The organism is Porphyromonas loveana, assembly GCF_003096695.1.
GTDB lineage: Bacteria > Bacteroidota > Bacteroidia > Bacteroidales > Porphyromonadaceae > Porphyromonas > Porphyromonas loveana.
The window spans coordinates 17,053-43,378 of sequence record NZ_QEKY01000006.1; the positions used below are offsets into that span (position 1 = coordinate 17,053).

Below are 26,326 nucleotides of genomic sequence, written 5' to 3' on the forward strand. Positions count from 1 at the left end.
TTGCAAGAATATTATATATTCAGTAGCAAACGGCATTCTCAGGGAATATTCGTTCTTTTGTAAAAAGAAACCGAGAGACCAAAAAGCAGAAATGAAAAAGGAAGTCATCATATTGGGGATCGAGAGCTCCTGCGACGACACATCGGCAGCCGTAATTCGCAACGAGACCATTCTTAGCAATGTGATCGCCGGACAAGCTGTGCACAATGCCTATGGCGGTGTGGTGCCGGAATTGGCATCGCGCGCCCATCAGCAGAATATCGTCCCTGTCGTCAGCGAAGCCATCAAGCGTGCCGGCATCCGGAAAGAGGACATAGACGCCATCGCTTTCACTCGTGGACCCGGACTATTGGGTTCGCTATTGGTAGGCACGAGCTTTGCCAAGGGATTGTCCCTCTCGCTCGGGGTGCCGATGCTGGAGGTCAATCACCTCCACGCTCACGTCTTGGCCAACTTCCTGCGTGAACCGGATGAGGAGGTGCAACACCCGAGCTTCCCCTTCCTCTGCCTATTAGTCTCGGGGGGCAACTCCCAAATCATCTTGGTGCGTTCGCACTACGACATGAAGGTGATAGGCCAGACGATAGACGATGCTGCAGGCGAAGCTTTCGACAAATGCGCCAAAGTGATGGGGCTGGGGTATCCGGGCGGACCGATCGTCAATAAGCTGGCAAATGAAGGCAATCCCAAAGCATTTCAGTTTGCCCGTCCTCATGTGGGAGGCTATGACTACAGCTTCAGCGGACTGAAGACCTCCTTCCTCTATACCCTGCGCGACGAATTGGCTTTGGATCCCGACTTCATTGAGAAGAACAAGGCCGATCTCTGCGCCTCTCTACAGCATACTGTCATAGACATCCTAATGAAAAAGCTGCGACAGGCAGCCAAAGATCACGGCATTAAAGAGGTAGCCGTGGCGGGAGGAGTGTCGGCCAATACGGGACTGCGCGATGCCTTCCACGATCATGCCCGACGCTATGGATGGAAGGTGTACATACCGAAGTTTGCCTACACGACGGACAACGCTGCCATGGTGGCCATATCGGGTTACTATAAGTATCTGCAAGGCGACTTCTGCTCCATCGATGCCGTTCCATTCTCTCGCATCACGATCTGATGGACACTTCGTTTCTTAGCGAACTGACATCGCTTCTCGCCTCCTCCGGCCTCACCGTTGCCACAGCTGAGAGTTGTACGGGAGGATCCGTCGCCGCTGCACTGACGCACCAAGCTGGTGCATCGGCTTTCTTCCGCGGCGCAGTGGTAGCCTACCAGAACGACATCAAGAAAAAGCTCCTCAGCGTTTCATCCACCGACATAGAACGATATACCGCCGTGTGCGAGCCTGTAGCTCTTGCCATGGCCGAGGGTGTACGACGTCTGCTCGGTGCAGACATAGGTATCTCCACGACAGGTGTTGCCGGACCGAGCGGAGGTTCGACAGAAATACCCGTGGGGACGGTATGGATAGGTTGGGCCACGGCAGATGGTTCTTCGGCGCATTGCTTGCAAATCAGCGGCACAAGGGCCGAGGTCATTGCAGAGGCGGGGCATCAAGCGCTTTTGACTATATTTGACCTCTGTAAGAACAAATTACAATCGCTAATCACTCACAAATAAATAATTGGCAGAGATGAAGATGAATCGTTTTTTCACTTTTGCAACGGCTGTATTGCTGTCAGCAACAATCGCTTCGGCTCAATCAGCGACCCAGAGCGAACAGGTGTGCCGCATCGGGATGCAGTACCAAATCAGCTATAACGAACACTGGGGAGCAAACAGGCCGGTGATCATCACCGTAGATCCGGGTAGTGCTGCAGATGCAGCAGGGCTGAAGCCTGGAGATGTAATAGAGAAGGTGGCCGGCAAGTCCACGGCATCATTGGACGAGACTGACTTCCAACGACTCCTCACCGAAGGAAAAACGACCCAGATAGAAGTATCAAACCTCGGCGGAACGAAGACAATCACCTTGGGCCGCGACTGTCAGTCACGTTATATCTTATCCGAGCGACAACTGGCTCGCTCTTTCAGCTTCTACAGTCTGGAGGATGCCAGCGAACGCCGCATCGTCCGCCCCTATAAGGTGAAGACCACGAAGGCAGACTTCACCAATCTCCGCACCTACTCATTTGCAGCATCGACGGCCGAGACTGCTGAAATAGATGATGTTGTTTACAAGGAAGTAGGACGTTACCTGAATGCCCTCGGCATGAAAGAGACCGTGACCAATCCTGACGTTATCGTTGATACTTACTATCTCTTCGACAACAACAAACTGTTCACCACCTTCAAGAGCAGCGTGCCCCAGTCTTCCTGGCAGTATTCGCCCCGAGAAAAGAAGATGGTATCGCTCCCCATCATGCCGGCCGGCACACAAGAGATCAATGCCCCTTACGTCATTCAGTTGGGCGTGCGTCTGATCAATGCGAAGAATAATCTGCAGATATTCTGGCAGTGCGAGTCGAACGATTTCCTCTCTGCCCCCTTCAGCGTGCAGGAGTATGCTCGCTACAATGTACCCTTGATGATGATGGAATTCCCCTTCATCCGCTATCGTGAGAATCCCACTTACCGCATGCGCTCACAACGCTACTTCTATACGGGCCTCTACTACCAAGCCAATGACCTCTCGCTCGTAGCTGCCGTGGATCCCAATTCGCCCGCAGCCCAAGCCGGCCTGCGCACAGGCGACCGCATCATCAGCATCAACGGCGTCCCCGCCCTCTCGGGTTCGGACGAGTATTCAACAGCCTATAAAGAATTCATTAAGAACACGATGAAGTACCGCACCGAGCAAGACATCTTCACCGATGCCAACGGACTTGCAGGCTGTCGCTATTGGCTGCCGAAGAACAACAAGAAAATTGTTCGTGCGATGACACAGCTCAAGTACAAACCCACTTTCGCCTACCTCTTCTTCTTCCGCCCGTACGTCAACGACCAGGAGATCACTTCCTGCGTCTTCCAAATACAGCGCAATGGCGTAGCCGAATCTATCATCGTCCAACCCGTCTTGCGCGACGAGTCGTTTATCACGCTTGAGTAATAAGCTCGGGATGAACAAACGCAAATTCCGGATAGGACAGACCAATCGTCTCACCATTGACCGTATCGTCTCCATCGGAGCCTACCTCGACGGAGGCGATACGGACATTTTATTGCCCAATCGTTACCTCCCCGCGGATGCCGCCGCAGGCATGGAGGTGGAGGTTTTCATCTACCACGACAACGAGGGCAGGCTCATCGCCACGACCATGCAGCCGTATGTGGAGGTCGGTCAGATCGCACTTCTGCAGGCTGTCTCCACGACCGAAAGCGGAGCCTATATGGAATGGGGCATTCATAAGGATCTCTTCGTACCCTTCCGCGAGCAGATGCAGCTCATTCGCGAGGGAGGTCGGTACTTCATCTATGCCTACATCGACCACGTGAGCGGCAAGATCGTCGGCTCGGCCAAGCTCTCCAAACATCTCGGCAACGTGCCTCCGCGCTATAATCCGGGTGATGAGGTGTCGGCACTGGTGTACGAACGCATCGACCCGGGCTACCGCACGATCGTCGATCACACACATTGGGGATTGATCTATGCCGACACGCTGCCCATGCCTTTGGCCATAGGAGCCACGCTCAAAGCCTACGTAGTCCGACTGCGTGACGACGGCAAGGTGGATCTCTCGCTCGACCGTGTGGGCTACGGACGCATCGACACGGAGAGCGACCGACTGATGCACCTATTACAGAAAGCAGGCGGCCGACTACCCATCGGAGATAAAAGTTCGCCCGAAGAGATACAGGAGTACACGGGTATGAGCAAGAAAACCTTCAAGATGGCCGTCGGAGCACTCTATCGCCAGCGTCTTCTCTGCATCACACCCACCACCATCGCCCTCTCCGATGGGAAGAAAGGGAAATAATCCTCCTTTTCGGTATCATTACAACTAACATCTATCTGTCCGGACTCGGTAATATGACGTCCGAAGAGACCCCTAAGGAGTCTCTGGTGGGACCCCTTAGGGATGTCTGATGGGACCCCCTGGGGATGTCCGGAGGGATGCCTTAGGGATCGGATGACACAAGACGTTAGCCGCCCTCTCCTTTCGACAATAAACGACAAGGCCGCGCCATAACTCGGGTTATAGCGCGGCCTCGTGTATTAGGATGATCAGTTAGTGCTTAATCCCACTTATGCGTGGACGAAAGAGCATATTTGCCGGCACCTGTGAACATAAGTGCCAACGAGGGAATCAAGTAGAGTCCGAGCAATTCGACTGCCCAACCGCCTTGTTCGCTCAGCGTGAAGATTTGACCGCTATGAGCCAAGAGCATCGCCACGAGACAATTGCCGGCCAACACCAAAGCTGCAGGGCGCGTACGCCATCCGATCAGGATCAGAAGAGGTGCTACCACCTCGCCGACCAATACGCCGTAGGCCATGAAATCCGGCAATCCGGCCTGAGCCAATAAATATTTGATGCCGCCGAGGCCTGAGAATAGCTTGGCAATGCCGTGAAGAAGCATCAGCACGCTCACCCCCACGCGGAGGATCAGCAAGCCGAGATCTGTATTTCGTTTCATTATTGAATCCATTTGTTGTTTTATTTAGCGTTAATACTGAAAAAAATGAGAGAGAAAAAGGGCTGCATCGCAAACGATATTGACGATACAGCCCTTTGTAGTTTTATGTTATTGGCCGATTACTTCAGCGCAGCGATCACGGCTTCGTAATTAGGCTCCTGAGCGATCTCGGGAACTAACTCCTGATAGATTACCTTGCCATTCTCGTCCACTACAACCACGGCACGAGCGAGCAAACCCTTGAGAGGACCGTCGGTCATGAGCAAGCCATAACCCTTCTCGAAGCAATCGCAACGGAAAGCAGAAGCCGTTATCACCTTGTCCAGACCTTCAGCACCGCAGAAACGAGCCTGTGCAAACGGCAGGTCCTTAGACAAGCAGAGCACTACCGTGTTCTCGAGCGAAGAAGCCTCTTGGTTGAAGCGGCGCACGCTGGCGGCGCAAACGCCCGTATCAATGCTGGGGAATATATTGATGACCACTCTCTGGCCTTTGAAGTCCGAAAGTGACACTTCGCTCAGATCAGCCTTAACGGCTGTAAAGTCGGGAGCTACTGAACCTACGTTCGGCAGCTGGCCGTTCGTATTGATGTTGATTTTACCTTGCAATGTTACTGTTGCCATAACTGAATAATCCTGTTAGAAATATTTTATACTCATTTGTGAATTGTCTCACTTGTACTCCTAAAACAAGAAGGCAATCGTATTGTTCAGCGCACACGTATCATACTCAGCCCGTCGCGCATGGGCACGATCAGATTCTCCACCCGTTCGTCTCGGGCTATCGTATCATTGAAGCGCAGGATCGCCTGCGTCTGTGCATCGGTAGGGAGAGGATCGGCCACCACCTTTCCGTCCCAAAGGGTATTGTCGGCCAGGATGAGAGCGCCGGCAGGAAGGTGATCGATTATCGCTTCGTAATAGCTGACGTACTGCCTCTTATCCGCATCGATATAGACCAGATCGAACTGCTCGGCACGAACCAAATCGGGCAAGAGGTCTAACGCCTCACCGATATGCAGTCTGATCTTCGCACCCAGTTCGGAAGCGTCCAAATAGGTACGGATGAAGTCCTCCATCTCATCGTCATGCTCCAGCGTGTGCAGCACGCCGTCATCGGACAAGCCCTCCGCCAGACACAAAGCCGCATAGCCCGTATAGGTGCCGATTTCCAGAATGCGTCGGGGACGCATCAGCCGGGCGATCATCGACAAGAAGCGTCCTTGCAAATGCCCCGAAAGCATACGCGGACGCATCAGATGCAGATGAGCATCTCGGTGTAGGCGCTGTAGCAAAGGCGGCTCGGGCGAAGTATGCCCCTCGATATACTCTTCTATCGTCATTTATTCGCGTGAGATCAGATATTTCACCAGGTCTATTTCGAGCGCAGTCGTAGAACCATCCTTACCACGCAGGCCACGCATATAGGCCACCTTATCCTCCGGTGTCAGGAATTGTGCATCTATCAGATGGAGCAAAGCTGCCTTCAGGCCGTCCGTATGCCCCTCCGGCACTTGTTCGTAAGAGGTGATCACACCATAAGAAAGGGCCAACTTCCGAATCACTGACTCCTCGTAACAGATGGCATAGACGGGAACTCGTCCGCGAAACGCCGCCAACGAACGAGCCGTCGCACCCGTATAAGAATCCGTAATGATCGCTTTCACGCCCAATTTCCCCACGCTCTTCACCGCTTGTTTGGCGAGGAATGCCGTTGTCGTCAGGTCATCGGCATCGTAAGAGATGCGGATGTCGTTGGCAGCTATCTTGCTTTTTTCGGCTTCTTCGATAATGCGGCTCATTGTCTGCACCGCCTCCAACGGGTATTTGCCATAAGCCGTTTCGCCGCTGAGCATCACCGCGTCGGTGCGATAATAGATCGCATTGGCCACATCGGTCACTTCGGCACGTGTGGGACGCGGGTTCTTGATCATCGAGTGGAGCATCTGAGTAGCCACAATCACCGGACTCTTGCGCTCCACACACTTGCGTATCAGCATACGTTGGATGGCCGGTATCTTCTCCTGCGGCACTTCTATGCCGAGATCGCCGCGAGCGATCATCACGCCATAGGCCACATCGAGAATTTCGTCAATGTTGTCCACCCCTTCTTGGTTCTCGATCTTGGCAATGATCTTAATGTCGCTACCCTCGGCATCGAGTATCTGCTGAATGTCCAGCACGTCCTGCTTGGTGCGCACAAACGAGTGGGCGATGAAGTCCACTCCCTTACGTATAGAATACTGAATGTTCTTCTTGTCCTTCTCCGTCAGCGAAGGCAGATTGATGCGCACGCCGGGGACGTTCACGCTCTTCCTGCTGCCGAGCACCGAGTCGTTGAACACGACACATCCGAGGCTGTCCTGTCCTTTGGACACGACTTCCAACTCCAAATCGCCGTCGTCCACCAGAATCCGACTGCCCACCGCTACATCTTGTACGAATAGCGGATAGGAAACGCCTATGCATTTGTTCGTCGTCTTTTGGTCGGGATCGGGCTTGATGAGCACATGATCGCCGGCAGAGAAAGAGACCGGTTCGTCACAGATTGTCGTCCGCACCTCAGGACCTTTCGTATCCATCAACACGGCCAAGTGTGGCGACACTGCACGCGCATTGTCTATCACACGGTCGAAGCCCTCCTCATCCATGTGAGCCGAATTGAGTCGGAGTACATTCACCCCCGCCTCGTACAGCGAGCGGAGAAAGTCCACATCGCACCGCAAGCCGGAGATCGTCGCTACTATTTTTGTTTGTTTCATTGTTGTTGTTTGGTAATTACTGTAATCGAATCTGGAGATTGAGTTTAAAAGATAGAGAACCATCCGATTCTTTAACAATCGAGGCATAGTTATGACGTGTCGTACTGGCTCTCTCTAAGTAGGCATTAGCAAAAAGATAATCCTCGAAGCGGTTACGATCATAGAAATGATAGCAAAGGATATCACCATCTTTCTTGACGACCAAATATCCCCCATTCGCATCATAACGACCGTTCCAGAATGTCCCGGGCATCATTCCCAAGGCTGTCGAAGTAAGCAGGTGTTTGATCTTGTACACATAAAAGGAGTATGCCCGAGAATTATACTTCAGTGGATTCTTATCGGCCAATACATCTACCAAATCATGCAACATAGACTTACGGGTATTCAACTGTTCGACGAGAAGACTTGCCATGATTAGTGGCAAATCACCATCAAGCAAAAGGAGATTATCATTAAAGGTCTGATTGTCTATTCCGTCAAAGATCAAGCCTCCTCCATGCCGTCTTATCGCATCAAAGCGTTTGATAACCTTATTTTGCTTCGGGTTTATCGCATTGATTCGTTCGATATCTTCGTCAGACAGATTAGCTCCAACTATTTTAAATGTGAAGTTCGTTGTTTTACTCGCATTCAAGAGAGTAGAATCACCTCCCAGTTGAGATTTTATACTAAAACCCAACTCTGAGTTGATCTTCGTGCGTCTATCATGCAAGACTATACGAATATCTGTTTTGTCTGAAGACTCTGTCTTGTTTGGACGGCAGTGAATCTTAATAGCAAAAGTCTCAGCGGTAAGGACAAAATCAGCACTCTTACCTCTGTTGATTGTTTCAAATAGCTTCGAGACCTCTTCAAGAAATTCTGTCGCGGGAATCCTAAACAAAACCTTGCTTAGAGAAGATAGAATCACAATACTCTTATCTTCTATTCTCTTACTACATACTCCTTCTTTTTCTCTTTGGAGGATTTCAACAATCGGATAGAACAAATCTGTTATCCTTTTCAGGTCTTGCCCCTCTACAGGAGGAAGAGACTCATCAGAAATCGCTGTTTGCAACATAGATGCGTTCGTATCCATCAGCATGCTCATGCGCGACAACTCTGAATGTGTATTCTTTATCACACAATCAGAGCCATCTTTATCCATGCAAGCCGAAGTAATTTGCAGTACATCAATACCCATCTCATTGATGGTATGAAGAAAGTCCGCATCACACCAAAGGTCAGAGATAGCCGTTATTATTTTTGTTTCATTGCTCATATTGAGTAATTACTGGATCGTATATAGTGCTATTTCTTAAACACACTGTTCATGTGCCAATCAAGAAACTCCTTGGCTGGCAAAAATTTATCAGGCAAGAATATTGGCCGACTCTGATACTTATAGAAGAGTTCTGTGACAGCAATATCATCCGCGTAGTCATTGAAGTAATCGGAGACTAAGACTCTGTATTCGGGCGTGACAGTGATATACCCCAAGTCGAAAGCCTTGTCGTGGATAGCGTTCAGGCATAACCCATTACGAGGATTTGTTCTATTATCTTGATCTATTGCCCAAGGCTTGATATGACTCGCAACAAGGAGATCAGGAATAGAGAGACCTGTAATACAACAACGGAGATTGTAGGATGACAAGACTGCACTTCGGAAAAAGCTTTGGTTCACCCTTGTCTTCACAACGGCTTCTCGGTCCTTACCTTCGGGTAAGTCCTGCAGGACAATACCGTTGCTTTCTTCTATTTTCCTATTCTGGAACTTTGCGATAAGCTCTTCGCTCTCATACGAAAGACGCTCCCAATCACCATTGAACTCATTCCACACTTCTTCCTCCAGCTTGCTTCCATTAGTTAGTCCTGTGATGCCTTGTTTCTTCAACTCAGGATCCAAACGTCCGAAATTACCGATCTTCATATTCAGAGCCGAAGGCGTACGCCCAAGTATCTTTGCATACGCAATAATGATAGGATGGGTCTTGCTACTTGCCTTGAAGGGTACCTTGCAATACACATTAAAGGCAATGATGGTTTCCTCTTTGGTCCAATTTGTCCTGAGCATCGTCTATTTCAATTACAGTAGGATCGGGGGCTAATCTTTATACGTCGCCGCCATTTGTTTGCTTATTCCCTTACCAAAAAATCTACGGCCAGTCGGTAACTCTCCAGCCCGAAACCTGATATGATTCCCCGACAGGCGGGTGCTATCACCGACTGCCTACGATAGTCTTCGCGAGCGAAGATAGAACTGATGTGCACCTCCACCACGGGAATGCTGACGGCACGGATGGCGTCCAGCAAAGCCACCGACGTATGGGTATATCCGCCCGCATTGAGCACGACGCCCGAAGCCCCCACCTGTTCGGCCCGATAGAGTGCATCGATCAGCTCTCCCTCGTGATTGCTCTGATAATAATCGATGGAGACATCGGGATAGAGGTGACGCAGGTCTTCGAGATAGGATTCGAACGAACGGCTGCCGTATATCTCCGGTTCTCGCATGCCCAGAGAAGCCAAATTGGGGCCGTTGATAATGTGTATGAGCTTCATAACGATTGACTATCTTTGGAGAAGGATTTTTGGGGCGTTTTTTCCCCTTACAAAGGTACAGATAATTGACAATGATAGAAGACAGCCTCTACAATCGCTACAAAGCCTACCTCAGTCTCGAACTTCACCTCACCCACAACAGTGTGGATGCCTACCTGAAGGATCTGGACAAACTATCCTCTTATCTCACATCCGAGAACAAATCCTACCGAGAAGTCACCTACGACGACCTGCAACACCTCATAGCCCAACTCTACGATCTCGGCATCAGTGCCCGCTCAATAGCGCGTATCATCAGCGGCATCAAGAGCTTCTTCCGCTTCCTTCTGCTTGAGGAGTATATCGAGAACGACCCCACGGAGTTGCTCGAAAGCCCTCGCATAGGCATCCACCTGCCCACGGTACTCACCATCGAGGAGGTCGATCGGCTCATCGGTGCCATCGACATGACAGCCCCTGCAGGGCAGCGCAATCGTGCCATGCTGGAGATACTCTACAGCTGCGGACTGCGAGTGAGCGAGCTCACGGGGCTGAAGTTCAGCAATCTCTTCCTCAACGAATCTTTCTTGCGCGTCGATGGCAAAGGTCGCAAGCAGCGTCTCGTGCCGATGAGTGAGGCAGCTGTGTCCGAACTGCGGAGCTATCTGGCCGATCCCGAACGCCCGGATCCGATACGCGGACAGGAGGAATTTGTCTTCCTGAGCAATCGAGGCAAAGCCATATCGCGCATTATGGTCTTCGTCCTCATCAAGCAACTGGCCGAGGCGGCAGGCATCAATAAGAGCATCAGCCCGCACACCTTCCGCCACAGCTTCGCCACACATCTGCTCGAAGGCGGGGCCAATCTCCAAGCCATTCAGCTCATGCTCGGGCACGAAAGCATAGCCACGACGGAGATCTATACCCACATCGACAGAGAGACCCTCCGACACGAAATCGAGACCTACCACCCGCGCAACCAATCCTACCGCCCTACCCCCGAAGAAACGGACACGCTTGTGTAAAAAAGCGTGCAGATGTGTTATGATCTCCGACATGCGCGAATGGTCGAGAAAACTCGCGCCAAAATGAAATGATTTTGGCGCCATTTCGGAAAAATTTATGCGCAAGATCTGAAAACTTTTGGCGCGTACTTCTCATCGTTTTTGGCGCCGGATTCTCGGAGTTTTCAGCTCATAATTTTGGGAAATACACTTCAACCCACTCAATGCACCGCCAAGGGTTAAAAAAGGTGTAGCCTCCCGATCGTCTCCGAACTGAACAATATATTATGCCCCTTTGTCCTACTTTTGTGACGGACGCCGACCGACCGAATCATCGGAGCGACCTACAAAACAGACTGACAATGGAGAAAAAAGAATTTCAGTCGGGCGAACGTGTAGCCCGATTTGCCGATATAGAAATCCTCAGCTACAGGGCAGATAGGTTTGGGCAACTGAGTCCTGAGCAAAGGATACTGTGCTATCATCTTGCCGAGGCAGCTCTGCGAGGGCGCGACATCAGTACGGTACAGAACTGCCGCTACAATCTATGGGTGCGTATGCTCATGGAGCGCATCTACCGTCATCTGAGAGAGCAGCCCCGCACCGACGAATTTGGCTTGCTGGAAGAGTATCTCTTCTGCATTTGGTTTGCCAATGGTATCCATCACCACTACAGCGGCAGCAAGTTTATCGCCCGCTTCAGTGCAGACTACCTGCGCACGGCACTCAGGGATACGGCTACAGAACTGGAACCTGAGGAGCTGACACTGCTGGAGCGTGTGCTATACGATGCCGACTTCCTCCCCAAACGGACCGAGCAGAGCGGCGACAAGGATCTGATAGCTGCATCGGCTGTCAATTTCTACACTCCGGGCATCACCCAAGCCGAAGCCGAAAGCTATTACCGGACGCTGCAAGAGGCTCTCCCCGAAGGCGAAAAAGAATGTCCGCCGAGCTTCGGTCTGAACACGCGCCTGACGCGCTCCGTCTCGGGCGAACTCCATGAAGAGGTGTGCCGCGCAGGCGGGCTCTACGGCGAAGCTATCGATCATATCATCACAGCCCTCGCCGACAGCATGGCATACGCCGAGAACGAGCAGCAGCGGACAGCCCTCCGACTGCTCAGCGACTACTACCGTACGGGAGACTTGCGACTATACGATCGCTTCTGCATCGACTGGGTGGGAAACAAAGAGACGAGGATAGACTACATCAACGGCTTCACCGAGGTATATGCCGACCCCATCGGTCTGCATGGCAGTTGGGAAGGACTCGTCCACATGCGGGACGAGGAGGCGAGCGAACGCACGCGGATCATCAGCGAACATGCCGGTTGGTTCGAAGCCCATTCACCCATCGACTCGCGCTTCCGCAAGCAAGAGGCGCGCGGCGTATCGGCTACCGTGGTCAATGTGGTGACCATCGCCGGCGACAGCTATCCGGCCACGCCGATAGGGATCAACCTGCCCAATGCTGATTGGATCCGCGCCTGCCACGGCTCCAAGTCTGTCACGATAGACAATATCACCGACGCATACAACCATGCAGCCCGCGGCACGGGATTGTACGAGGAGTTCGTCCCCGATGCCGCCATGCGCCGCCTTATGGAAGCGCATGCCGACCTCACGGACAGCCTGCACACCGATCTGCACGAATGCTTGGGACACGGCAGCGGACAACTCCTGCCGGGTGTCGCGGGCGATGCGCTACGCGAGCATGCTTCTACGATCGAAGAGACGCGAGCCGACCTCTTCGCTCTCTATTTTCTTGCCGACAGCAAGATGTTGGAGCTGCAGCTCCTGAGCGATCCGGATGCTTATAAGGCTAACTACTATAAGTATATGCTCAACGGACTGATGACTCAGCTCGTGCGCATCAAACGAGGCGAGAAAATAGAGGAAGCGCACATGCGCAATCGCGCGCTCATCGCACGCTACGTTCTGGAACAGGCGGAACCTCGGGGCTATATGTCCCTTAGTGCCGAAACAGGCAAGACAGTTCTCTCTATCAACGACTACACAGGCGTGCGCAACATCATCGCCGAATTGCTCGCCGAGGTGCAACGCATCAAGAGCGAAGGGGACTATCCGGCAGCAAAAGCCTTGGTGGAACGCTACGCCATACACATAGATGCGGCACTGCACAGAGAGGTTTTGGAGCGTTATGCCGCATTGGAGATAGCGCCATACAAAGGTTTCGTCAATCCGGTGCTGACACCGATCTACAACACGGAGGGAGTGATGACGGATGTGGAGATAGCTTATACCGAGGGTTATGCCGAGCAAATGCTCCGCTACGGTGAAGTGTACGGCTATCTCTCCACAGAAAGTCCGCTCAAACAAGAAGCTCGCCGACTGCGCACACTCCTACGACGAGCGATGGACGGAGTACTATCCGCCAGTATGCGCGAGAAAGGATTGGAGTACGGGATCAACTTCGGTGTCACCCGTGAGCATCTGCTACGGCTGGCACGCACGGCCGATGCCACGGCTCAGCTCGCCGACTATCTATGGAGACGCAACGTGCGCGAAACAAAGATACTGGCGACGATGATCTATCCACCCCGGGAGCTGACGCATGAGCGGGCCACGCAGCTGCTCCGAGAAGCTGAGAACATCGAACTTCGCGAGCAACTGACAGCCAATTTGCTGGAGAAAATGCCCCACGCCATGCAAAGCATCGGGCGCTGGATGGGGGATCCGTCCGCCACACCTGCCATGATAACCGGCGCATTCATGCTCGCGGCCCGACTGCTGACGCGAGGCGTACTACCGGAAGCGGGTACAGAGGAGATGCTCATCATGCGCGCTATCGCATACCTGACGGACGAAAAAGAAACGACAGAGCTCCGTCGTGCTGCCGCACTCACGCTCAAACGCTACGGCCGCAACACAGCGGAAAGAAAACAGAAGGTGCTGCATCTCCTGCCCGAAGTGAGCCAAGATACAGCACCTGTACTGCACGAACTCTGCAAAGACATTCGCTTCGAGCTCGATTTCTATAGCGAGTAATGCGCAGAAAGCGCAGTCACTAATCTATCATCGTAAAGCCCGTATAGGGTACCAGACAGTCGGGGATGCGGATGCCTTCGGCTGTCTGATTGTTTTCGAGGAGTGCAGCCACTATACGCGGCAGAGCCAATGCACTACCGTTGAGGGTGTGGCAAAGCTCTACTTTCTTGTCGGCATTGCGGTAGCGACACTTCAGACGATTGGCCTGGAAGCTCTCGAAATTGGACACGGAGCTAACCTCCAACCAACGTTCTTGGGCTGCTGAATAAACCTCGAAGTCGTAAGTAAGTGCCGAAGTGAAGCTGATGTCACCTCCGCAGAGGCGCAGGATGCGCCACGGAAGGCCGAGCTTATCAACCAGACTCTCCACATAGTCAACCATACGATCGAGCTGCTTATAAGAATGCTCGGGCTTATCGACGCAGACGATCTCTACCTTATTGAACTGGTGCAGACGATTCAAACCACGCACATCCTTGCCATACGAACCGGCTTCGCGACGGAAGCAAGCCGAATAGGCGGTCAGACGCACGGGCAATTCGTCCTCGGAGAGGATAACATCGCGGAAGATATTGGTCACGGGGACCTCAGCCGTAGGAATCAGATAGAGGTTGTCCGCAGTGGCATGGTACATCTGCCCTTCCTTGTCGGGGAGTTGTCCGGTTCCATAACCGGAGTCTTCATTGACAAGGTAGGGAGGTTCTATCTCAGTGAAGCCGGCATTGCGAGCCTCGTCCAAGAAGAAATTGATGAGCGCACGCTGCAGGCGCGCCCCCTTACCCTTGTAAACAGGGAAGCCGGCACCCGTGATCTTGACACCCAATTCGAAGTCAATGAGATCGTATTTCTTGGCCAGTTCCCAATGCGGCAGCTTCTGTTCGCTAAGATCGGGCACGGATCCGCCTGACGAAATGCAGATGTTGTCTTCTGCTCCATTACCCTCAGGCACCGAGGGGTGAGGCAGATTGGGGATGAGCAACAGGTGGGTGCGGATTTCATTCTCCAGCTCAGCTTTCTTCTCTTCCAGCTCGTGACTGGCGGCTTTCATATCCGCCACTCGGACACGGATGGCCTCAGCCTCATCCTTCTTGCCCGCTTTCATCAAAGCACCGATCTCCTTGGCGATAGCGTTCTGCTCCGCCAAAGAAGCATCCAAACTCTGCTGGGTCTCGCGACGCTGCTTGTCGAGGTAGATAACCTCGTCGAGGATGGCGGTCGCATCGAAGTGTTTGATCGCCAAGCGGCGGATCACTTCGTCTCTGTCCTCGATGATTTGCTTGAGTGTCAGCATATAATATCCTAAAAAACAAAAGGCAAATCTCCAAGGCGGTTACAGCCTATAGAGATTCGCCCCTTGTTGTGATTAACCTATAGCGTATTCGCTTTCCTTATGCTTCGGCCTTAATCGAAACGTACGAACGGTCGTTCTTCTTGCGGGTAAATACTACCACACCAGACTTCAGAGCATACAAGGTATGATCCTTACCGATGCCTACGTTCTCACCCGGATGGTGTACCGTACCACGCTGACGAACCAGAATGTTGCCGGCTTTGGCCGTTTCTCCACCGTATACTTTCACGCCAAGACGCTTGCTGGCCGACTCACGACCGTTCTTGGAACTACCAACACCTTTTTTATGTGCCATGATTCTTTCTACTTTGCGGGTTAAACTTATGCAACTACTTCCTTCACCAGAACTTCCGTAAACTGCTGGCGATGGCCATTCAGCTTGCGGTATCCTTTTCTTCTCTTCTTGTGGAAGATGAGCACCTTGTCTCCCTTTACAAGAGGAGTCAGCACTTCACATACCACCTTAGCACCCGATACCAGTGGCGAACCAACTGTAACAGCACCATTGTTGTCGACGAGGAGAACCTTGTCGAACTCTACTTTCGCACCACTTTCTACATCTTTGATGTGGTGTACGAACAACCGACGGCCTTGCTCGACCTTCATCTGTTGTCCCTGAATGTCTACGATAACGTACATTACTTTATACTACTAAACTTGTTAGCCCCGTATGGTGGAACGGTTTGTGCGCCGCACACTTCTATAACCATACATAGGAATTTCGACCGCAAAGATAACATTTCCCTACAATTACGCGCCAAAAATCACAGAGAATCTTTCTATTTCGCTGTCTCCCACACCAATAGCGAGATAATTTCATCGAAGGCAAAACAAATCCGAGGTGATGCAAAAGACTCCGCCGGGCGACTAAAACCACAAACAGAACTACGCGCCGGAAAAATTCTGCATATGGTGCAAAAAAACATGGCGCATAATTTTTTTCGATTACGCGCCATTTCCATTTTATTTTGGCGCCATTTCCCAAATTATTTGGCGCGTATTTTCACGAAATCAGGTGCCATATTTCGGTCGTTTCCGGCACGTCTTTTTCCATGAGAGGCTTATTGGCCGGAAGCTGAAGAGTGGGTATTTTTTCGAAGCGTGCATCAACGCAAAGGCTCTCTACGTCACACCCTTATCGGAGTATGGCGTAGAGAACGAGCGCGTTAAGCCATGTAACTGTGAATTTACTGGGTGAGATTGAAACGGAAGCTCACACCGAAGTTGCTGTTTCGGATGGGGAAGGAGGCCGAGCTTACGAGCGGATGATTCATATCCCAGTCATAGTAAGCTCGCAGTGTGAGCATACGGCTGATGTCGTAGTCGGCACTGACGTTGATCTTATGGCTGATATTGCCATTGGTCGCCTGCGTATAGTTTTCTTGTATCTTGCGAATAAGTGTGAGCGTGCGGCTATAAGCATAATTCACACGCACGGTCAGAGCACCTCCGGTGCGCGGAGTGGCCTGATTGGTCGCATTGTTGTCGGAAGACTTTCCTCCTTTTTTGCGCGCCGGACGAGTACGTTGCCAACCGACGAGCTTAGCAAAATTGTCAGCCTTGTAGCTCATTCCCAGCGTGATCTGATCTTCATTGGACTCGACAAGCTGATAGGCCAAGAGATTCAGGTTCAGTCGGCGTGTCTTTCTGTAGTCCGTATTCACGCCCAGCCCACTCATAAAGGTGAGTTCTACGCCGAGCAGTGGAGCGAAACTGTCCTCCATACGCACAAACGGGATGTCGTAAGGCATAGAGGCAACAGGGGTCATCGAAAGGGGATCGGAAGCATCGGCCAGAAAACCTAAGCTGCTGCCATCTCCCATCCCTACCCAACCGAGGTAAGAGCTATAACTGTCCACATTGTATATCCCGCGATAAGCATGGTTGATACGAACTGAGCGGAAGAGTTTCTTGAAGAGCTCCAGCTTATTGAGACCCGTATAAGAGATATTCCAATTGGGCAGGAGAGAAGAAAGAGACGGGAAGGGCGACAGACCGATCTTGCCTACGGACTTCTGCGAATAGGCACTGAGGAAAGCGGGAATGAGGACATCGGCCGAATTGAGCGACACAGCACTACCGTCGAGCGAAACGGGCTGTCCAGCCAAGCTGCTGCCCGCCAGGAATCCGGCATTGGGATAGGTGGCTCCTCCGTACTGCGCCATGATGCGTGCGGCAATGATGGCACGATTGTTGAGGAACTGATTGAAAGCATCGGAAGCATAGCCGGTGGACCCGGACGAACTGCTAAACATGCCCTTGAGACCAATAGTCGTCATCACAAAGTTACCGCCATAGGTACGCGGCATGCCTTCATAAACATATTGTGTCTGGGTCTGTCGTGTGTCGGTACGATTGGCCGTGAGGTTGATGCGCAAGTCGCGAATCGGCTCAAGCGTCATCCTCACCTCGAAAGTATTGCTCTCGGCATAGACGGCAGGCGACACATTTTCTTGTCCTCCGATCAGCCAACCATTATGGGCAGCCTTCTCTACAAAATCTTCTCCTGCGAAGCCAAATGCAAAGCCCAAACCCGGAGCCATGACACCATCGACAGAGCCTTGTCCGCCCGCTGCTTTGATATTCGGCAGGAAGCCGGGCAGATTGAGTCCGGAGGTTTGCTTATAGTTGATATTGACGTTCTTGAGCATCATCAGCGCATAGATCATTCGATCGCCAACAACGCCGAGGGTCCGGTCGGAACCACTCCGACGAGGAGGCGTAACAGTGACGTTGATCTCGATGCTATCCTTGTTGAGAATGATAATCGTGTTCTTGTCTTTGAACTTGGTCTTGATGGGATAAGTCTTGCCGTTAGGACTAAGCGCTGTGACACGTACTTTCTTGGATGCAAATGTGTGCTTGAGCGTAACCGTAGAGTCAGGGAAGAGGCGAATCTTTCTGGTCAGTGGTTTAGGTGCGTTCCGAGTGGGTTCTTTCTTGTCGGGGTTGGTAATCCGCTGCTCGAGACGTTTGAGATAATCAAACTTGCGATAGAGGGTAGTCAGATTGAACTGCAACGGAATGTCGAGCGTCATCTGATTGCGAATCGTATTACCGATAATCTGATTGGAGAAAGTCTTCGCCCCGCGATCCCAATTGTATGTAGCGTTGTAGCTGAGCGTTCCGTTGATCCAATTGAGCATAGGTATGACGGCAGTCGGGAGGGTGTACGCGACATTTGCCAACTGATCGTATGCGATAGGAGTACCCAGCTCGGCAATACTGCGGCGCACCGAATCTCGCCAGATCTTATATTCGTCCGGTGCCAACTCCTTATTCACCTGCACATGAGGCTCTTCGATGCGGGCGTTGGTGCCGCTGCGGAAATTGACCTTTACGCTATGAATTGGATTCCAATTAACGGCAAGACTGCGATTCCACAAGAAGTTCTGCATGAAAGTCACAGGCAACTTATCCCCTTCTCCCACACCATAGGTGAAGTTGCGTACCTGCTCTTCCGAATATGTACGCGCCATAGAGGTCTGGAAGGTAATCTTAGAGGGAAGCGGATTGATACTAAAGCCCTTCAGATAGGCTCCGGCATTCTTAATCTTGGCAAAGGGTTTGATCGGTTTGAGAATAGGAGAATAGTCATAGATCATCCCCGCATTCCAGTTCAGATCGGTATTATACTCCATATCAGGATTGGAGCGTTCATTCTTATTATATGCGTAGCTGAAGGAGAAGTTGGCAGGATCATAGGGCATCGGACGCTTGCTCTTTACGTTTACACGGATGTTGTTCAACGCCAGACTACGCGACGTCAGACGATTTTCGCTCAATCGACTGAGTGAGTCTCGTGCAGCTTTATTAGGCAGGGCATCCAATGCGTCTTTGAACAAGATGTCTTGATCGAAAGGATTGTACTGGGGCGATATCTTCTCATCGGATACTGAATAGTAGAAGGGGATGCTGATCTGCGCTTTCTCGGGGAAGAATTTGCCCAACTCCAAATTGGTGGAAACATTGATCGTACGCGTATCCTCGATGGCACGCTGTGAGAGTGATTCGTCCAAGGCTCCAAAACCAGCTGTGATCATCTGACCACGCATATTGATCGAGCCCAAATCGCTCAATTGCATATTGATAGTAGTATTGGCTGCCCAACCACCATCTTCGTCATAGTCGGTGAGTCGGAGTTCATTGACCCAGATCTCGGCACTTTTGATCTCCGTACTATTATTGCGAATACCGATCATGATGGTCTTGACGTCACTAAGAGTCGGATTACCCATCACACTCACAGTATTGCTCGTATTCTCAGGATCAGGCTCGGAAAAGAGCCGATAGAAGTCTGCAGCGGGGTTGCCGGCAGCCTTCTCGCGGTTACGTTTGGTCTTGATGTCTGTCAGAGCTGAAAGACGAAAGTCAAACATATTCGATTTGGGCCAAACCGTTTCTCTGTCATTATCACTATTGGTCGTGTACGTCCCGAAGGGAGTCAGACGCAGAGGGATAGAGTATTCGTAATAGTTGTTACGGTAGTCCGTACCCAAACGAATAAAGACGGAGAGATCGCCATTGCCGGTCAAAGTGCCATCTTCCTCCAAAAGACGCTCGGCATGCGTAAACATCTGCAACTTGCGGTAGCGTCTAAGATCATAGCCTGTGTTCTTATAAACGGCGCGAGCGTCACCGGGAGCGAGCATGCGCACTTTGAGGCTCATAGACTGCTCGTTCTGCTGCGTGCTCTGTGCTTGCTGAGGATCGAGCGAACGAAGGACACCGGGAGGCAATACGTAGTTCACCGGCTTGCGGTCTCCATTCTCTTCAATATTGACTGTACTCACTTCCAACTTCGCGTCAGACACGGGGGTGAGGTTGGGGGCATGTAATTCTCGTTCGTACTGACGCCAATCTCCTCTCACCAACTTGAAAGTACCGAAACGCAATACGACCTCTTCGGAAAAATCTGTCAGGTAAACACGCATGAAACGGATCGTCTTGAAGTCCGTGATGCCGCCGATCTTACGCTCAAACTCGCGCACGGGCACTTTGAACTGGTACCACGTGACGGACTCCTTCTTGCCATTTCGCAATTCAACTTCACGTGTTCGCGAATCAACGATGTAGTTCTGTCCCACAACCATCTTCGTAGGATGTAACTCCACGCGGTACTGAAAATACTTCTCGATCTCCGTCAGCGTATAATCTTGATTGATGTCTTCCACATCGGGGACCAAACGACTGGCCACACTATAGCCGGTTACATCGTTAGATGCCTCTGCAGAGTTACCCTCTACACCGTTGTACTGCTTGTAACGGTCGAGGATCGATTTGCGTTGCTCGTCATAATCAGTTCCGCGATAGTGGTGGAAGTCGTCTCCGCCCGGGTCATTTATGGGACTAAACGGGTCCTGACTCCAACGGGCAAGCGTATCGGGAGATACAATAGAGGTCAAACGTGCGATATACTCTGCGTATGTGGGGAATGCTTTTTCCTCTTCTGTGGATAGTCCGTTGAAACCGACATCTTGCTTCTGGCGCGCACCGGCAGTATTGTCGAAGGCATAGCCTGTTCCTTGTATCTTAGGAACCTTACCCCATACGGTGGTTTCGATTGCTGTGGGATCATCGAATATGGGCAAACCGTTCTCGAAAAATTTCTTTTCATCCTTCAACACCTCCTCGGATATCTCTCCCAAGTTGATGTACATGGAGCCACCCTTAGCCGTACCCTTATTATATATGAATGGATCAAGCAGCCAAAACTCGATGTATTCGATATTGGCAGACTCAAAGTCGCTCTGATCGATCTTACGCATGATACCTCCCCAATTGGTTTGCGGGTTGCCCAAGCGACCGGTCTGAAGCATATCCACCGTATTCAGGTTGTACGGTCCTCTCTCAGCAGGATAGTACGACATGAGCAACGTATGCAGATAGCTGTTCATGTTATAGGTCTGGTCGCGATATGGGAAGAGCTCGGAAGTCCTCACTTCGCGCACATAGTGATTGGAGAGCTGCTCGAGGTCATTCTTCAAGTGAGCAGGCATGGCCGCGGAGTTCTCTCGAGTAAATATAGGGTCGATGTAGAACCAAGCGAGCTTGGCACGGTGTCTGCCATAATCGATATTATTCGTCAGAGACGCTTCGGGGAAGAATATCGGGCCCAGCCCGTCTTGGAAGGGCGTACTGGAGAGCATCCAAGCATACGGATTCATCAAGTCGATATAGCTCTGAGAGCTCTCGAAGTCGTCCAAATAGCTATTGCCCTGTGCATATTTGCTCTGATAGTGACCGGGGATCAGATGCGCAAATTCCGCATTGACGGTGATCTCACTCGGCTTGGTCAGCTCCAAGAAAGGCAAGAGGTCTAAGGCATTCGTGAGCCATTGTGCCTGCGTGCGATAGTTGAGGTTAAGTCCCCAAAGCGTATTCTTGAGAGATTCTTCTCCGATCACAGACTTAGTCGTCAGCGGCATCTCGCTCAAGTGCATGAAAGTACCACCGAGGGAGAAGTCTTTGGAGAAGTTGTAATTCAAGTCCAGTCCCAGCATGGTTTTTCGCTGCATATTCATCAGCCCGCGGTTCTCCAGAGAGACGTTGATGGGCGTGCCGGAAGAAAGAATGGCATCGTTGATAATCGTCACATTACCGGACAGATAATCCACCGTATAATCCACGTTCTCTGTCAACTTCACACCACCGGCTGTCACAACCACCGAACCCGGTGTCACGTTGATAGCCCCCAAAGAAATATCCCCACCCGAAGATGCTTTGTATTCCCCTCGGAAGACAAATTTGTTCTTCTCAGCCACTTGCTGTGCAGCTACGGCAGTCGTATCATACAACTCTTGGAAGCAATACTTAGCGGCTAGTACAGGATCATCGAAAGCATCGGCCAACGTCTTCCCGAAAGGCTCCACCGTAGGCAGGATAACCACACCTTTCTGCGAAAGAATCGTGTACCCGTCCACGAAGTCGAATGTACCATCGGGATAAGGTTCCTGCTTGCTATCCAGTCTATCCATGCCTAAGACACGCAGCAACAACTGTCCCTTGATTTTGCCTTCGTTAATATAGGGCTGATAAGTACCTGCGCTATCGCTCTGGTAGAAGACATTGAGCTTGAACTTTTCCTTCTGTACATTGTACACGCCTCCGCCCAATTGGTAAGCATTCTTCATCATGAAGTTCCAATAGGGAGAAGTTGAGCTCATGGCCGTCCCCTTCAGCAGCTTGACATATAAGTTCTCTGTCGAATTATCCGGCCGATCCGTGGAAAATTCGCCCACCTGGAAAACCTGTCCGTTGTAGGTATATTCGAAAGCTACTGCCAACACCTCATCGGCAGACAGACGCATATTCAAGCTGATATAGCCCAGAATCGTATTGACTGTATAGTCCGATTCGTTCAGCAATCGAGCACTTTCCACCTTTTCATAGTCTCTACCTCCGAGCATGATACCGCTGAGCTGCTGGGTCACCTGGTCTATATAGCGCAGATTGGGCATTGAGAGCAAGGTCTGATAGAGCGTATTGGCCTGATTGGCAGGCAATCCGGCTGTAGCCATCGTAAGCGAGACAGACGGGAGCGTGGTCTTTTCCGGTTCGCTCAGATCCGTAAATGCCACAATATTTCGGGTCTGCGTATTGTCGAAGTTGCCCTTCTTATTGGTTACCCACACTTCGATGCGATTGATTTTCACGCCCGAGCTTATATAAGGGAGTGTCTGGATTGAGCTATTGTAATGGTCGCGGAAGTAGTGACCGAAGAAGAAATGTCGGTTCTCATCGTACTGTCCTGCCGAGATTTCGAACGGTGTCGTCTGTGCACCTCCTTTGGCATTGACACTTCTGGATTCAGCTTCTTGCTGACTGATGACCATATCCACATCCAGTTTGCCGAACTGCATCTTCGTATGCACCCCGAAGAGGCTCGAGCCTCCACGTATCAAAGAATTGCGCGTGCTCATGGACACATTTCCGGCTTCGATCAGCTTAACGATGTCGTCCTCCTCTCCTTCGTAGGCCAGCTTCAGCTTCTTGGAGTCGAAGTCGAACGTACTCTCCGTATTATAGTTCATCCCGAAGTTGAGCTTCGAGCCCACTGTGGCCTGCACATTGGTCTGTATCTTCTCGCTGAAGTCGAAGTAGGAGTGTCTGCGAGCGTTCTCCGGCAGAGAGGGATTGTCGGTGGCGTTACTCTTGGCCCCCATAGCCACTTCGGCCGAACCCTGCGTGCGCAACTTGACTCCGCCCGGGCCGAAAAGCTTCTCGGCCGGTCCGAGGTCGAAAGTCATCTCCAGAGGATCGAAACGCTTGGCCCCGCCTTGACGAGCTTCGGCTCTTTCCTTCTCAATGAAGTAGCGACGGATCGAGTCGCGCTGCATATAGCGCACATACTCGGCAGGCGTATAGGGAATGGGGCTACCCAGCTGTTTGTCACCGAGTTTGGTGATCAGCAGGTAGGTATTGGTCTTTTCGTCATAGACAAACTCGGTACGGATATTCTCCGGTGTCTTGAGGTCAAGAGGATATTTGCCGTCGAGATAGCGATAGTCCTTGGGTTGTGTCTTGCGAACGGGGAAGAGAGTGGTATCGGCAGGCGCCGGCACCTCGGCATAATCGGTATATGAAGACAAATGAGGAACTGCTCCATTGGCAGGGCGCCATGTAGCCAAAGCGAGACCGATCAGAACCGGCAATAGAGCTGCAAGCAGCCGAATGGGATTGTTCTTCTTCGCCATTATCGAGAATAACCGATATCTTCTTTCTTCTCTCAGTGGGTCATTATAGCATCCGCAATGCCCGCTTGATAATATCCTCCACAGCCAATGTGGAGTCCTCTGACAGTATGCTCTTGACCACCTTGCGCACGGCAGGATCGGCAAATCCGAGCATCTTCAATGCGCTCACGGCCTCCTCGCCTATCGCAAGGGTGCCAAGTGCTGCTGTACCGGCTGCAGTACGTGCCGCCGGCATATCCTCGACAGCAGTCTCCAGCTGGATCTTTCCTTTCAGGTCCACAATGATACGTTGCGCTGTCTTCAGGCCTATGCCTTTCACCGCTTTGAGCGCATCGGTCTGCCCCATCGTGATCAGTGCGGCCAATTCCTGCGGTCCGTAGGACGAGAGAATGAGCCGAGCTGTGGTAGGGCCTACCCCGCTCACAGAAGTAAGCTGACCAAAGAGCGTTCGCTCTTCCTTCGTGGAGAAGCCATACAGCAGATGAGCATCCTCGCGAATAAGCTGGGTGATCCAAATAAGTCCTTCCGACTTGCCCTGATAAGCTGAGTAGGTGGTGAGCGAAACGTTCACATCATATCCCACTCCACCACATTCTATTACAAGGTTTGTAGGCGTCAGGCTCACTATCGCCCCCTTGAGGTACTCTATCATCGCTTGCTGCTAATTCAATAACTATAGGAAAGTAACGCAAAAGTAGGGAAAATGTTGTATCAATGCCGTTTATATGTCCTACGGGAGAGGCTCAGTCAGGCAAAGATGGAGGAATAATCTTCTGCGAACGGGAGCCCCAGACGAAGCAGACTGCGGCCTCATGATTCGTACCAAATACACTCGTGTAAAAAAATATGCAGATATGTAATAATCTCCCATCAGCGTAAAGGGTCGAAAAAACTCGCGCCAAAAGGAATTTATTTTGGCGCCATTTCGAGAAAAAATTGGCACCAAATCGAAAAATTTTTGGCGCGTGTCATGGGAGTATTATGGCGCCATACTCTCTTGATTTTCAGCTCGTGATTCCGAGAAATGCGCTCCATCGCTTTCAACGCACTGTCGAGGGTTAAAAAAGGTGATGCAGCATTAGTCCTTTCTGCACGCACATGTTTTGGGGGATTTTTCTGTAATGGATCGGCTCCGGAAAGGGAATCGGCAAGAGGGTTAATGAGCAAAATGATATATTTTTGCCGGTATAAACACAATAACTCCCCTAACGATGAAGCTATGCGCTGGTTTTTGCTCTGTCTCCGTAAGTATGTAGATTTTCGTGGTCGCAGTCGCCGCAAAGAATACTGGTATTTTGTCCTTTTCCAACTTCTCATCTCTCTTATCCCGACAATAGCATTAAGCTATTATAGCGTCAACCAGGCCTTCGGCCAATCCTTCCCGACAGCCATACGAGTGTCGACAATAGCATTCTATCTATTGGCCGTCTTTTTCTTCCTGCCGAACCTTTCCTCAAGCGTACGCAGACTGCATGACACCAATCGCAGCGGGCTTTGGATCCTAATTAGCGTCATTCCTACAATCCTGACTCAAGGAATCCTCATGGCATTCGGGGAACAATGGATGGTGGAGATGGGCGACGGGGAACTTCCCGTCACATTACAGATCATTCTTTTTCTCGGCTTCTTCAATATCTGCGCCTCCATTCTTCTCATTATTTGGCTCGCCGAGAGAGGCACGAAGGGCGACAATCGCTTCGGCCCTGACCCCTTAGCCGACGGAAGCGAAGTGCCTGCGGAGACTCAAACGGGGGAATAATCCTATCCCCAACGCGACTGCATGTCGCTGCAACTCCTGTAGCGGGCAACCGATTATTTGGGCAACCTCATAATAGTGCACGCGAATGTCAATCACGCTCTCGTCTGTTTCGATCAACGCAGCTCCCAAGCGGTAGGCCAATCGGAGGGCATCCGGCTCGAATCGGCAGCCAAAGCTCAGGAAGAGTCCGGCTCGAATCAACTGCTCCGCCAACTCTTTTCCGCCACGAAATCCATGCACGATCCACGGCTGAGCAGGCTTTGCCTCCTTCCTCATAGCCAATAGATCATCCCATGCACGCACCACGTGCAGCATCAGCGGCAGCTCTTGCGATTCGCTCAGGGCTATCTGCTCGGCAAAGGCTACGCGTTGCAGCTCATAAGGAGTGCGACACGCCTTGTCCAATCCACACTCGCCTAATGCCACCACCTCCTGTCGGGAAAGGCTCTCGCGCAGTAAGGTCAATTGCTCACCGTAATTCTCGTCCACGTACCACGGATGTAAGCCCATAGACACATAGGTATCGGGGCGTATGGCTTCGCCCGGATTCAAATTCTGAACACGCAAAACACTTTCGTCGTTTCGCGCTTCGGTATGCGCATGTATATCCAGAAAAATCATGTTATTGGGTATGCTTTTAG

General features: G+C 51.4%; 20 protein-coding genes. 7 read left to right on the plus strand and 13 right to left on the minus strand.

Annotated features, from left to right (window positions below):
- Positions 1-91: 91 nt before the first annotated feature.
- Genes tsaD through C7382_RS04280 form a run of 4 tightly spaced genes read left to right on the plus strand, consistent with a single transcriptional unit; the run spans position 92 to position 3,917 of the window.
- Positions 92-1,117, plus strand: a complete 1,026-nt coding sequence (gene tsaD / locus C7382_RS04265) for a tRNA (adenosine(37)-N6)-threonylcarbamoyltransferase complex transferase subunit TsaD (RefSeq protein ID WP_116679080.1) — start codon at positions 92-94, stop codon at positions 1,115-1,117.
- On the plus strand, positions 1,117-1,620 hold the full coding sequence (locus C7382_RS04270; RefSeq protein ID WP_116679081.1) for a CinA family protein: 504 nt from the start codon (positions 1,117-1,119) through the stop codon (positions 1,618-1,620). The genes tsaD and C7382_RS04270 overlap by 1 nt, the downstream gene beginning before the upstream one ends.
- Positions 1,621-1,639: 19 nt before the next feature.
- Entirely contained in the window at positions 1,640-3,049 is a 1,410-nt protein-coding gene (locus tag C7382_RS04275) for a PDZ domain-containing protein (RefSeq protein ID WP_243405658.1), read from the plus strand.
- Between the two features lie 10 nt (positions 3,050-3,059).
- Positions 3,060-3,917 (plus strand): CvfB family protein, encoded by an 858-nt coding sequence (locus tag C7382_RS04280; RefSeq protein ID WP_116679083.1) that lies wholly within the window; start codon positions 3,060-3,062, stop codon positions 3,915-3,917.
- Between the two features lie 259 nt (positions 3,918-4,176).
- Here the strand turns inward: C7382_RS04280 and C7382_RS04285 are convergent, their stop codons facing one another.
- The 7 genes from C7382_RS04285 to C7382_RS04315 form a co-directional block, all read right to left on the minus strand.
- Entirely contained in the window at positions 4,177-4,578 is a 402-nt protein-coding gene (locus C7382_RS04285; protein ID WP_116679084.1) for a DoxX family protein, read from the minus strand.
- Between the two features lie 119 nt (positions 4,579-4,697).
- Positions 4,698-5,201: a thiol peroxidase gene (gene tpx / locus C7382_RS04290; RefSeq protein WP_116679085.1), complete on the minus strand. Its 504-nt coding sequence runs from the start codon at positions 5,199-5,201 to the stop codon at positions 4,698-4,700.
- An 86-nt stretch (positions 5,202-5,287) separates the two neighbouring features.
- Positions 5,288-5,920 (minus strand): O-methyltransferase, encoded by a 633-nt coding sequence (locus tag C7382_RS04295; RefSeq protein ID WP_116679086.1) that lies wholly within the window; start codon positions 5,918-5,920, stop codon positions 5,288-5,290.
- A complete protein-coding gene (gene pyk, locus C7382_RS04300) occupies positions 5,921-7,339 on the minus strand; it encodes a pyruvate kinase (protein WP_116679087.1) in 1,419 nt (472 codons plus the stop codon).
- A 16-nt stretch (positions 7,340-7,355) separates the two neighbouring features.
- Entirely contained in the window at positions 7,356-8,603 is a 1,248-nt protein-coding gene (locus C7382_RS04305) for an HpaII family restriction endonuclease (RefSeq protein WP_116679088.1), read from the minus strand.
- Between the two features lie 29 nt (positions 8,604-8,632).
- On the minus strand, positions 8,633-9,397 hold the full coding sequence (locus tag C7382_RS04310; RefSeq protein ID WP_116679089.1) for an HNH endonuclease: 765 nt from the start codon (positions 9,395-9,397) through the stop codon (positions 8,633-8,635).
- A 62-nt stretch (positions 9,398-9,459) separates the two neighbouring features.
- On the minus strand, positions 9,460-9,885 hold the full coding sequence (locus C7382_RS04315) for a type II 3-dehydroquinate dehydratase (protein WP_116679090.1): 426 nt from the start codon (positions 9,883-9,885) through the stop codon (positions 9,460-9,462).
- Between the two features lie 71 nt (positions 9,886-9,956).
- Between C7382_RS04315 and xerD the strand changes: the two genes are divergently transcribed.
- Entirely contained in the window at positions 9,957-10,889 is a 933-nt protein-coding gene (gene xerD, locus C7382_RS04320) for a site-specific tyrosine recombinase XerD (RefSeq protein WP_116679091.1), read from the plus strand.
- A gap of 341 nt (positions 10,890-11,230) precedes the next feature.
- Positions 11,231-13,879, plus strand: a complete 2,649-nt coding sequence (locus tag C7382_RS04325) for a dipeptidyl-peptidase 3 family protein (protein WP_394342044.1) — start codon at positions 11,231-11,233, stop codon at positions 13,877-13,879.
- Between the two features lie 19 nt (positions 13,880-13,898).
- Here the strand turns inward: C7382_RS04325 and serS are convergent, their stop codons facing one another.
- The 5 genes from serS to ruvA all read right to left on the minus strand — a co-directional run bounded on the left by serS (position 13,899) and on the right by ruvA (position 24,578).
- Positions 13,899-15,170 (minus strand): serine--tRNA ligase, encoded by a 1,272-nt coding sequence (gene serS / locus C7382_RS04330; protein ID WP_116679092.1) that lies wholly within the window; start codon positions 15,168-15,170, stop codon positions 13,899-13,901.
- 97 nt (positions 15,171-15,267) lie between these two features.
- On the minus strand, positions 15,268-15,525 hold the full coding sequence (rpmA, locus tag C7382_RS04335; RefSeq protein ID WP_116679093.1) for a 50S ribosomal protein L27: 258 nt from the start codon (positions 15,523-15,525) through the stop codon (positions 15,268-15,270).
- 26 nt (positions 15,526-15,551) lie between these two features.
- Positions 15,552-15,869, minus strand: coding sequence for a 50S ribosomal protein L21 (gene rplU / locus C7382_RS04340; protein WP_116679094.1), 318 nt, complete (start codon positions 15,867-15,869; stop codon positions 15,552-15,554).
- A gap of 548 nt (positions 15,870-16,417) precedes the next feature.
- Positions 16,418-23,926, minus strand: coding sequence for a T9SS outer membrane translocon Sov/SprA (sov, locus tag C7382_RS04345; protein WP_116679095.1), 7,509 nt, complete (start codon positions 23,924-23,926; stop codon positions 16,418-16,420).
- Positions 23,927-23,969: 43 nt separating this feature from the next.
- Positions 23,970-24,578, minus strand: coding sequence for a Holliday junction branch migration protein RuvA (gene ruvA / locus C7382_RS04350; RefSeq protein WP_116679096.1), 609 nt, complete (start codon positions 24,576-24,578; stop codon positions 23,970-23,972).
- Between the two features lie 567 nt (positions 24,579-25,145).
- Here ruvA and C7382_RS04355 point away from each other — a divergent pair.
- A complete protein-coding gene (locus C7382_RS04355; protein ID WP_116679097.1) occupies positions 25,146-25,685 on the plus strand; it encodes a DUF805 domain-containing protein in 540 nt (179 codons plus the stop codon).
- Here C7382_RS04355 and C7382_RS04360 read toward each other — a convergent pair.
- Positions 25,638-26,306 (minus strand): TatD family hydrolase, encoded by a 669-nt coding sequence (locus C7382_RS04360; protein ID WP_116679098.1) that lies wholly within the window; start codon positions 26,304-26,306, stop codon positions 25,638-25,640. The genes C7382_RS04355 and C7382_RS04360 overlap by 48 nt on opposite strands.
- Positions 26,307-26,326 lie beyond the last annotated feature (20 nt).

Bases quoted from the DNA above. Each gene is read 5' to 3' on its own strand.
- tsaD (WP_116679080.1), top strand. From the start codon at position 92: ATGAAAAAGGAAGTCATCATATTGGGGATCGAGAGCTCCTGCGACGAC.
- C7382_RS04270 (WP_116679081.1), top strand. From the start codon at position 1,117: ATGGACACTTCGTTTCTTAGCGAACTGACATCGCTTCTCGCCTCCTCC.
- C7382_RS04275 (WP_243405658.1), top strand. From the start codon at position 1,640: ATGAATCGTTTTTTCACTTTTGCAACGGCTGTATTGCTGTCAGCAACA.
- C7382_RS04280 (WP_116679083.1), top strand. From the start codon at position 3,060: ATGAACAAACGCAAATTCCGGATAGGACAGACCAATCGTCTCACCATT.
- C7382_RS04285 (WP_116679084.1), bottom strand. From the start codon at position 4,578: ATGAAACGAAATACAGATCTCGGCTTGCTGATCCTCCGCGTGGGGGTG.
- tpx (WP_116679085.1), bottom strand. From the start codon at position 5,201: ATGGCAACAGTAACATTGCAAGGTAAAATCAACATCAATACGAACGGC.
- C7382_RS04295 (WP_116679086.1), bottom strand. From the start codon at position 5,920: ATGACGATAGAAGAGTATATCGAGGGGCATACTTCGCCCGAGCCGCCT.
- pyk (WP_116679087.1), bottom strand. From the start codon at position 7,339: ATGAAACAAACAAAAATAGTAGCGACGATCTCCGGCTTGCGGTGCGAT.
- C7382_RS04305 (WP_116679088.1), bottom strand. From the start codon at position 8,603: ATGAGCAATGAAACAAAAATAATAACGGCTATCTCTGACCTTTGGTGT.
- C7382_RS04310 (WP_116679089.1), bottom strand. From the start codon at position 9,397: ATGCTCAGGACAAATTGGACCAAAGAGGAAACCATCATTGCCTTTAAT.
- C7382_RS04315 (WP_116679090.1), bottom strand. From the start codon at position 9,885: ATGAAGCTCATACACATTATCAACGGCCCCAATTTGGCTTCTCTGGGC.
- xerD (WP_116679091.1), top strand. From the start codon at position 9,957: ATGATAGAAGACAGCCTCTACAATCGCTACAAAGCCTACCTCAGTCTC.
- C7382_RS04325 (WP_394342044.1), top strand. From the start codon at position 11,231: ATGGAGAAAAAAGAATTTCAGTCGGGCGAACGTGTAGCCCGATTTGCC.
- serS (WP_116679092.1), bottom strand. From the start codon at position 15,170: ATGCTGACACTCAAGCAAATCATCGAGGACAGAGACGAAGTGATCCGC.
- rpmA (WP_116679093.1), bottom strand. From the start codon at position 15,525: ATGGCACATAAAAAAGGTGTTGGTAGTTCCAAGAACGGTCGTGAGTCG.
- rplU (WP_116679094.1), bottom strand. From the start codon at position 15,869: ATGTACGTTATCGTAGACATTCAGGGACAACAGATGAAGGTCGAGCAA.
- sov (WP_116679095.1), bottom strand. From the start codon at position 23,926: ATGGCGAAGAAGAACAATCCCATTCGGCTGCTTGCAGCTCTATTGCCG.
- ruvA (WP_116679096.1), bottom strand. From the start codon at position 24,578: ATGATAGAGTACCTCAAGGGGGCGATAGTGAGCCTGACGCCTACAAAC.
- C7382_RS04355 (WP_116679097.1), top strand. From the start codon at position 25,146: ATGCGCTGGTTTTTGCTCTGTCTCCGTAAGTATGTAGATTTTCGTGGT.
- C7382_RS04360 (WP_116679098.1), bottom strand. From the start codon at position 26,306: ATGATTTTTCTGGATATACATGCGCATACCGAAGCGCGAAACGACGAA.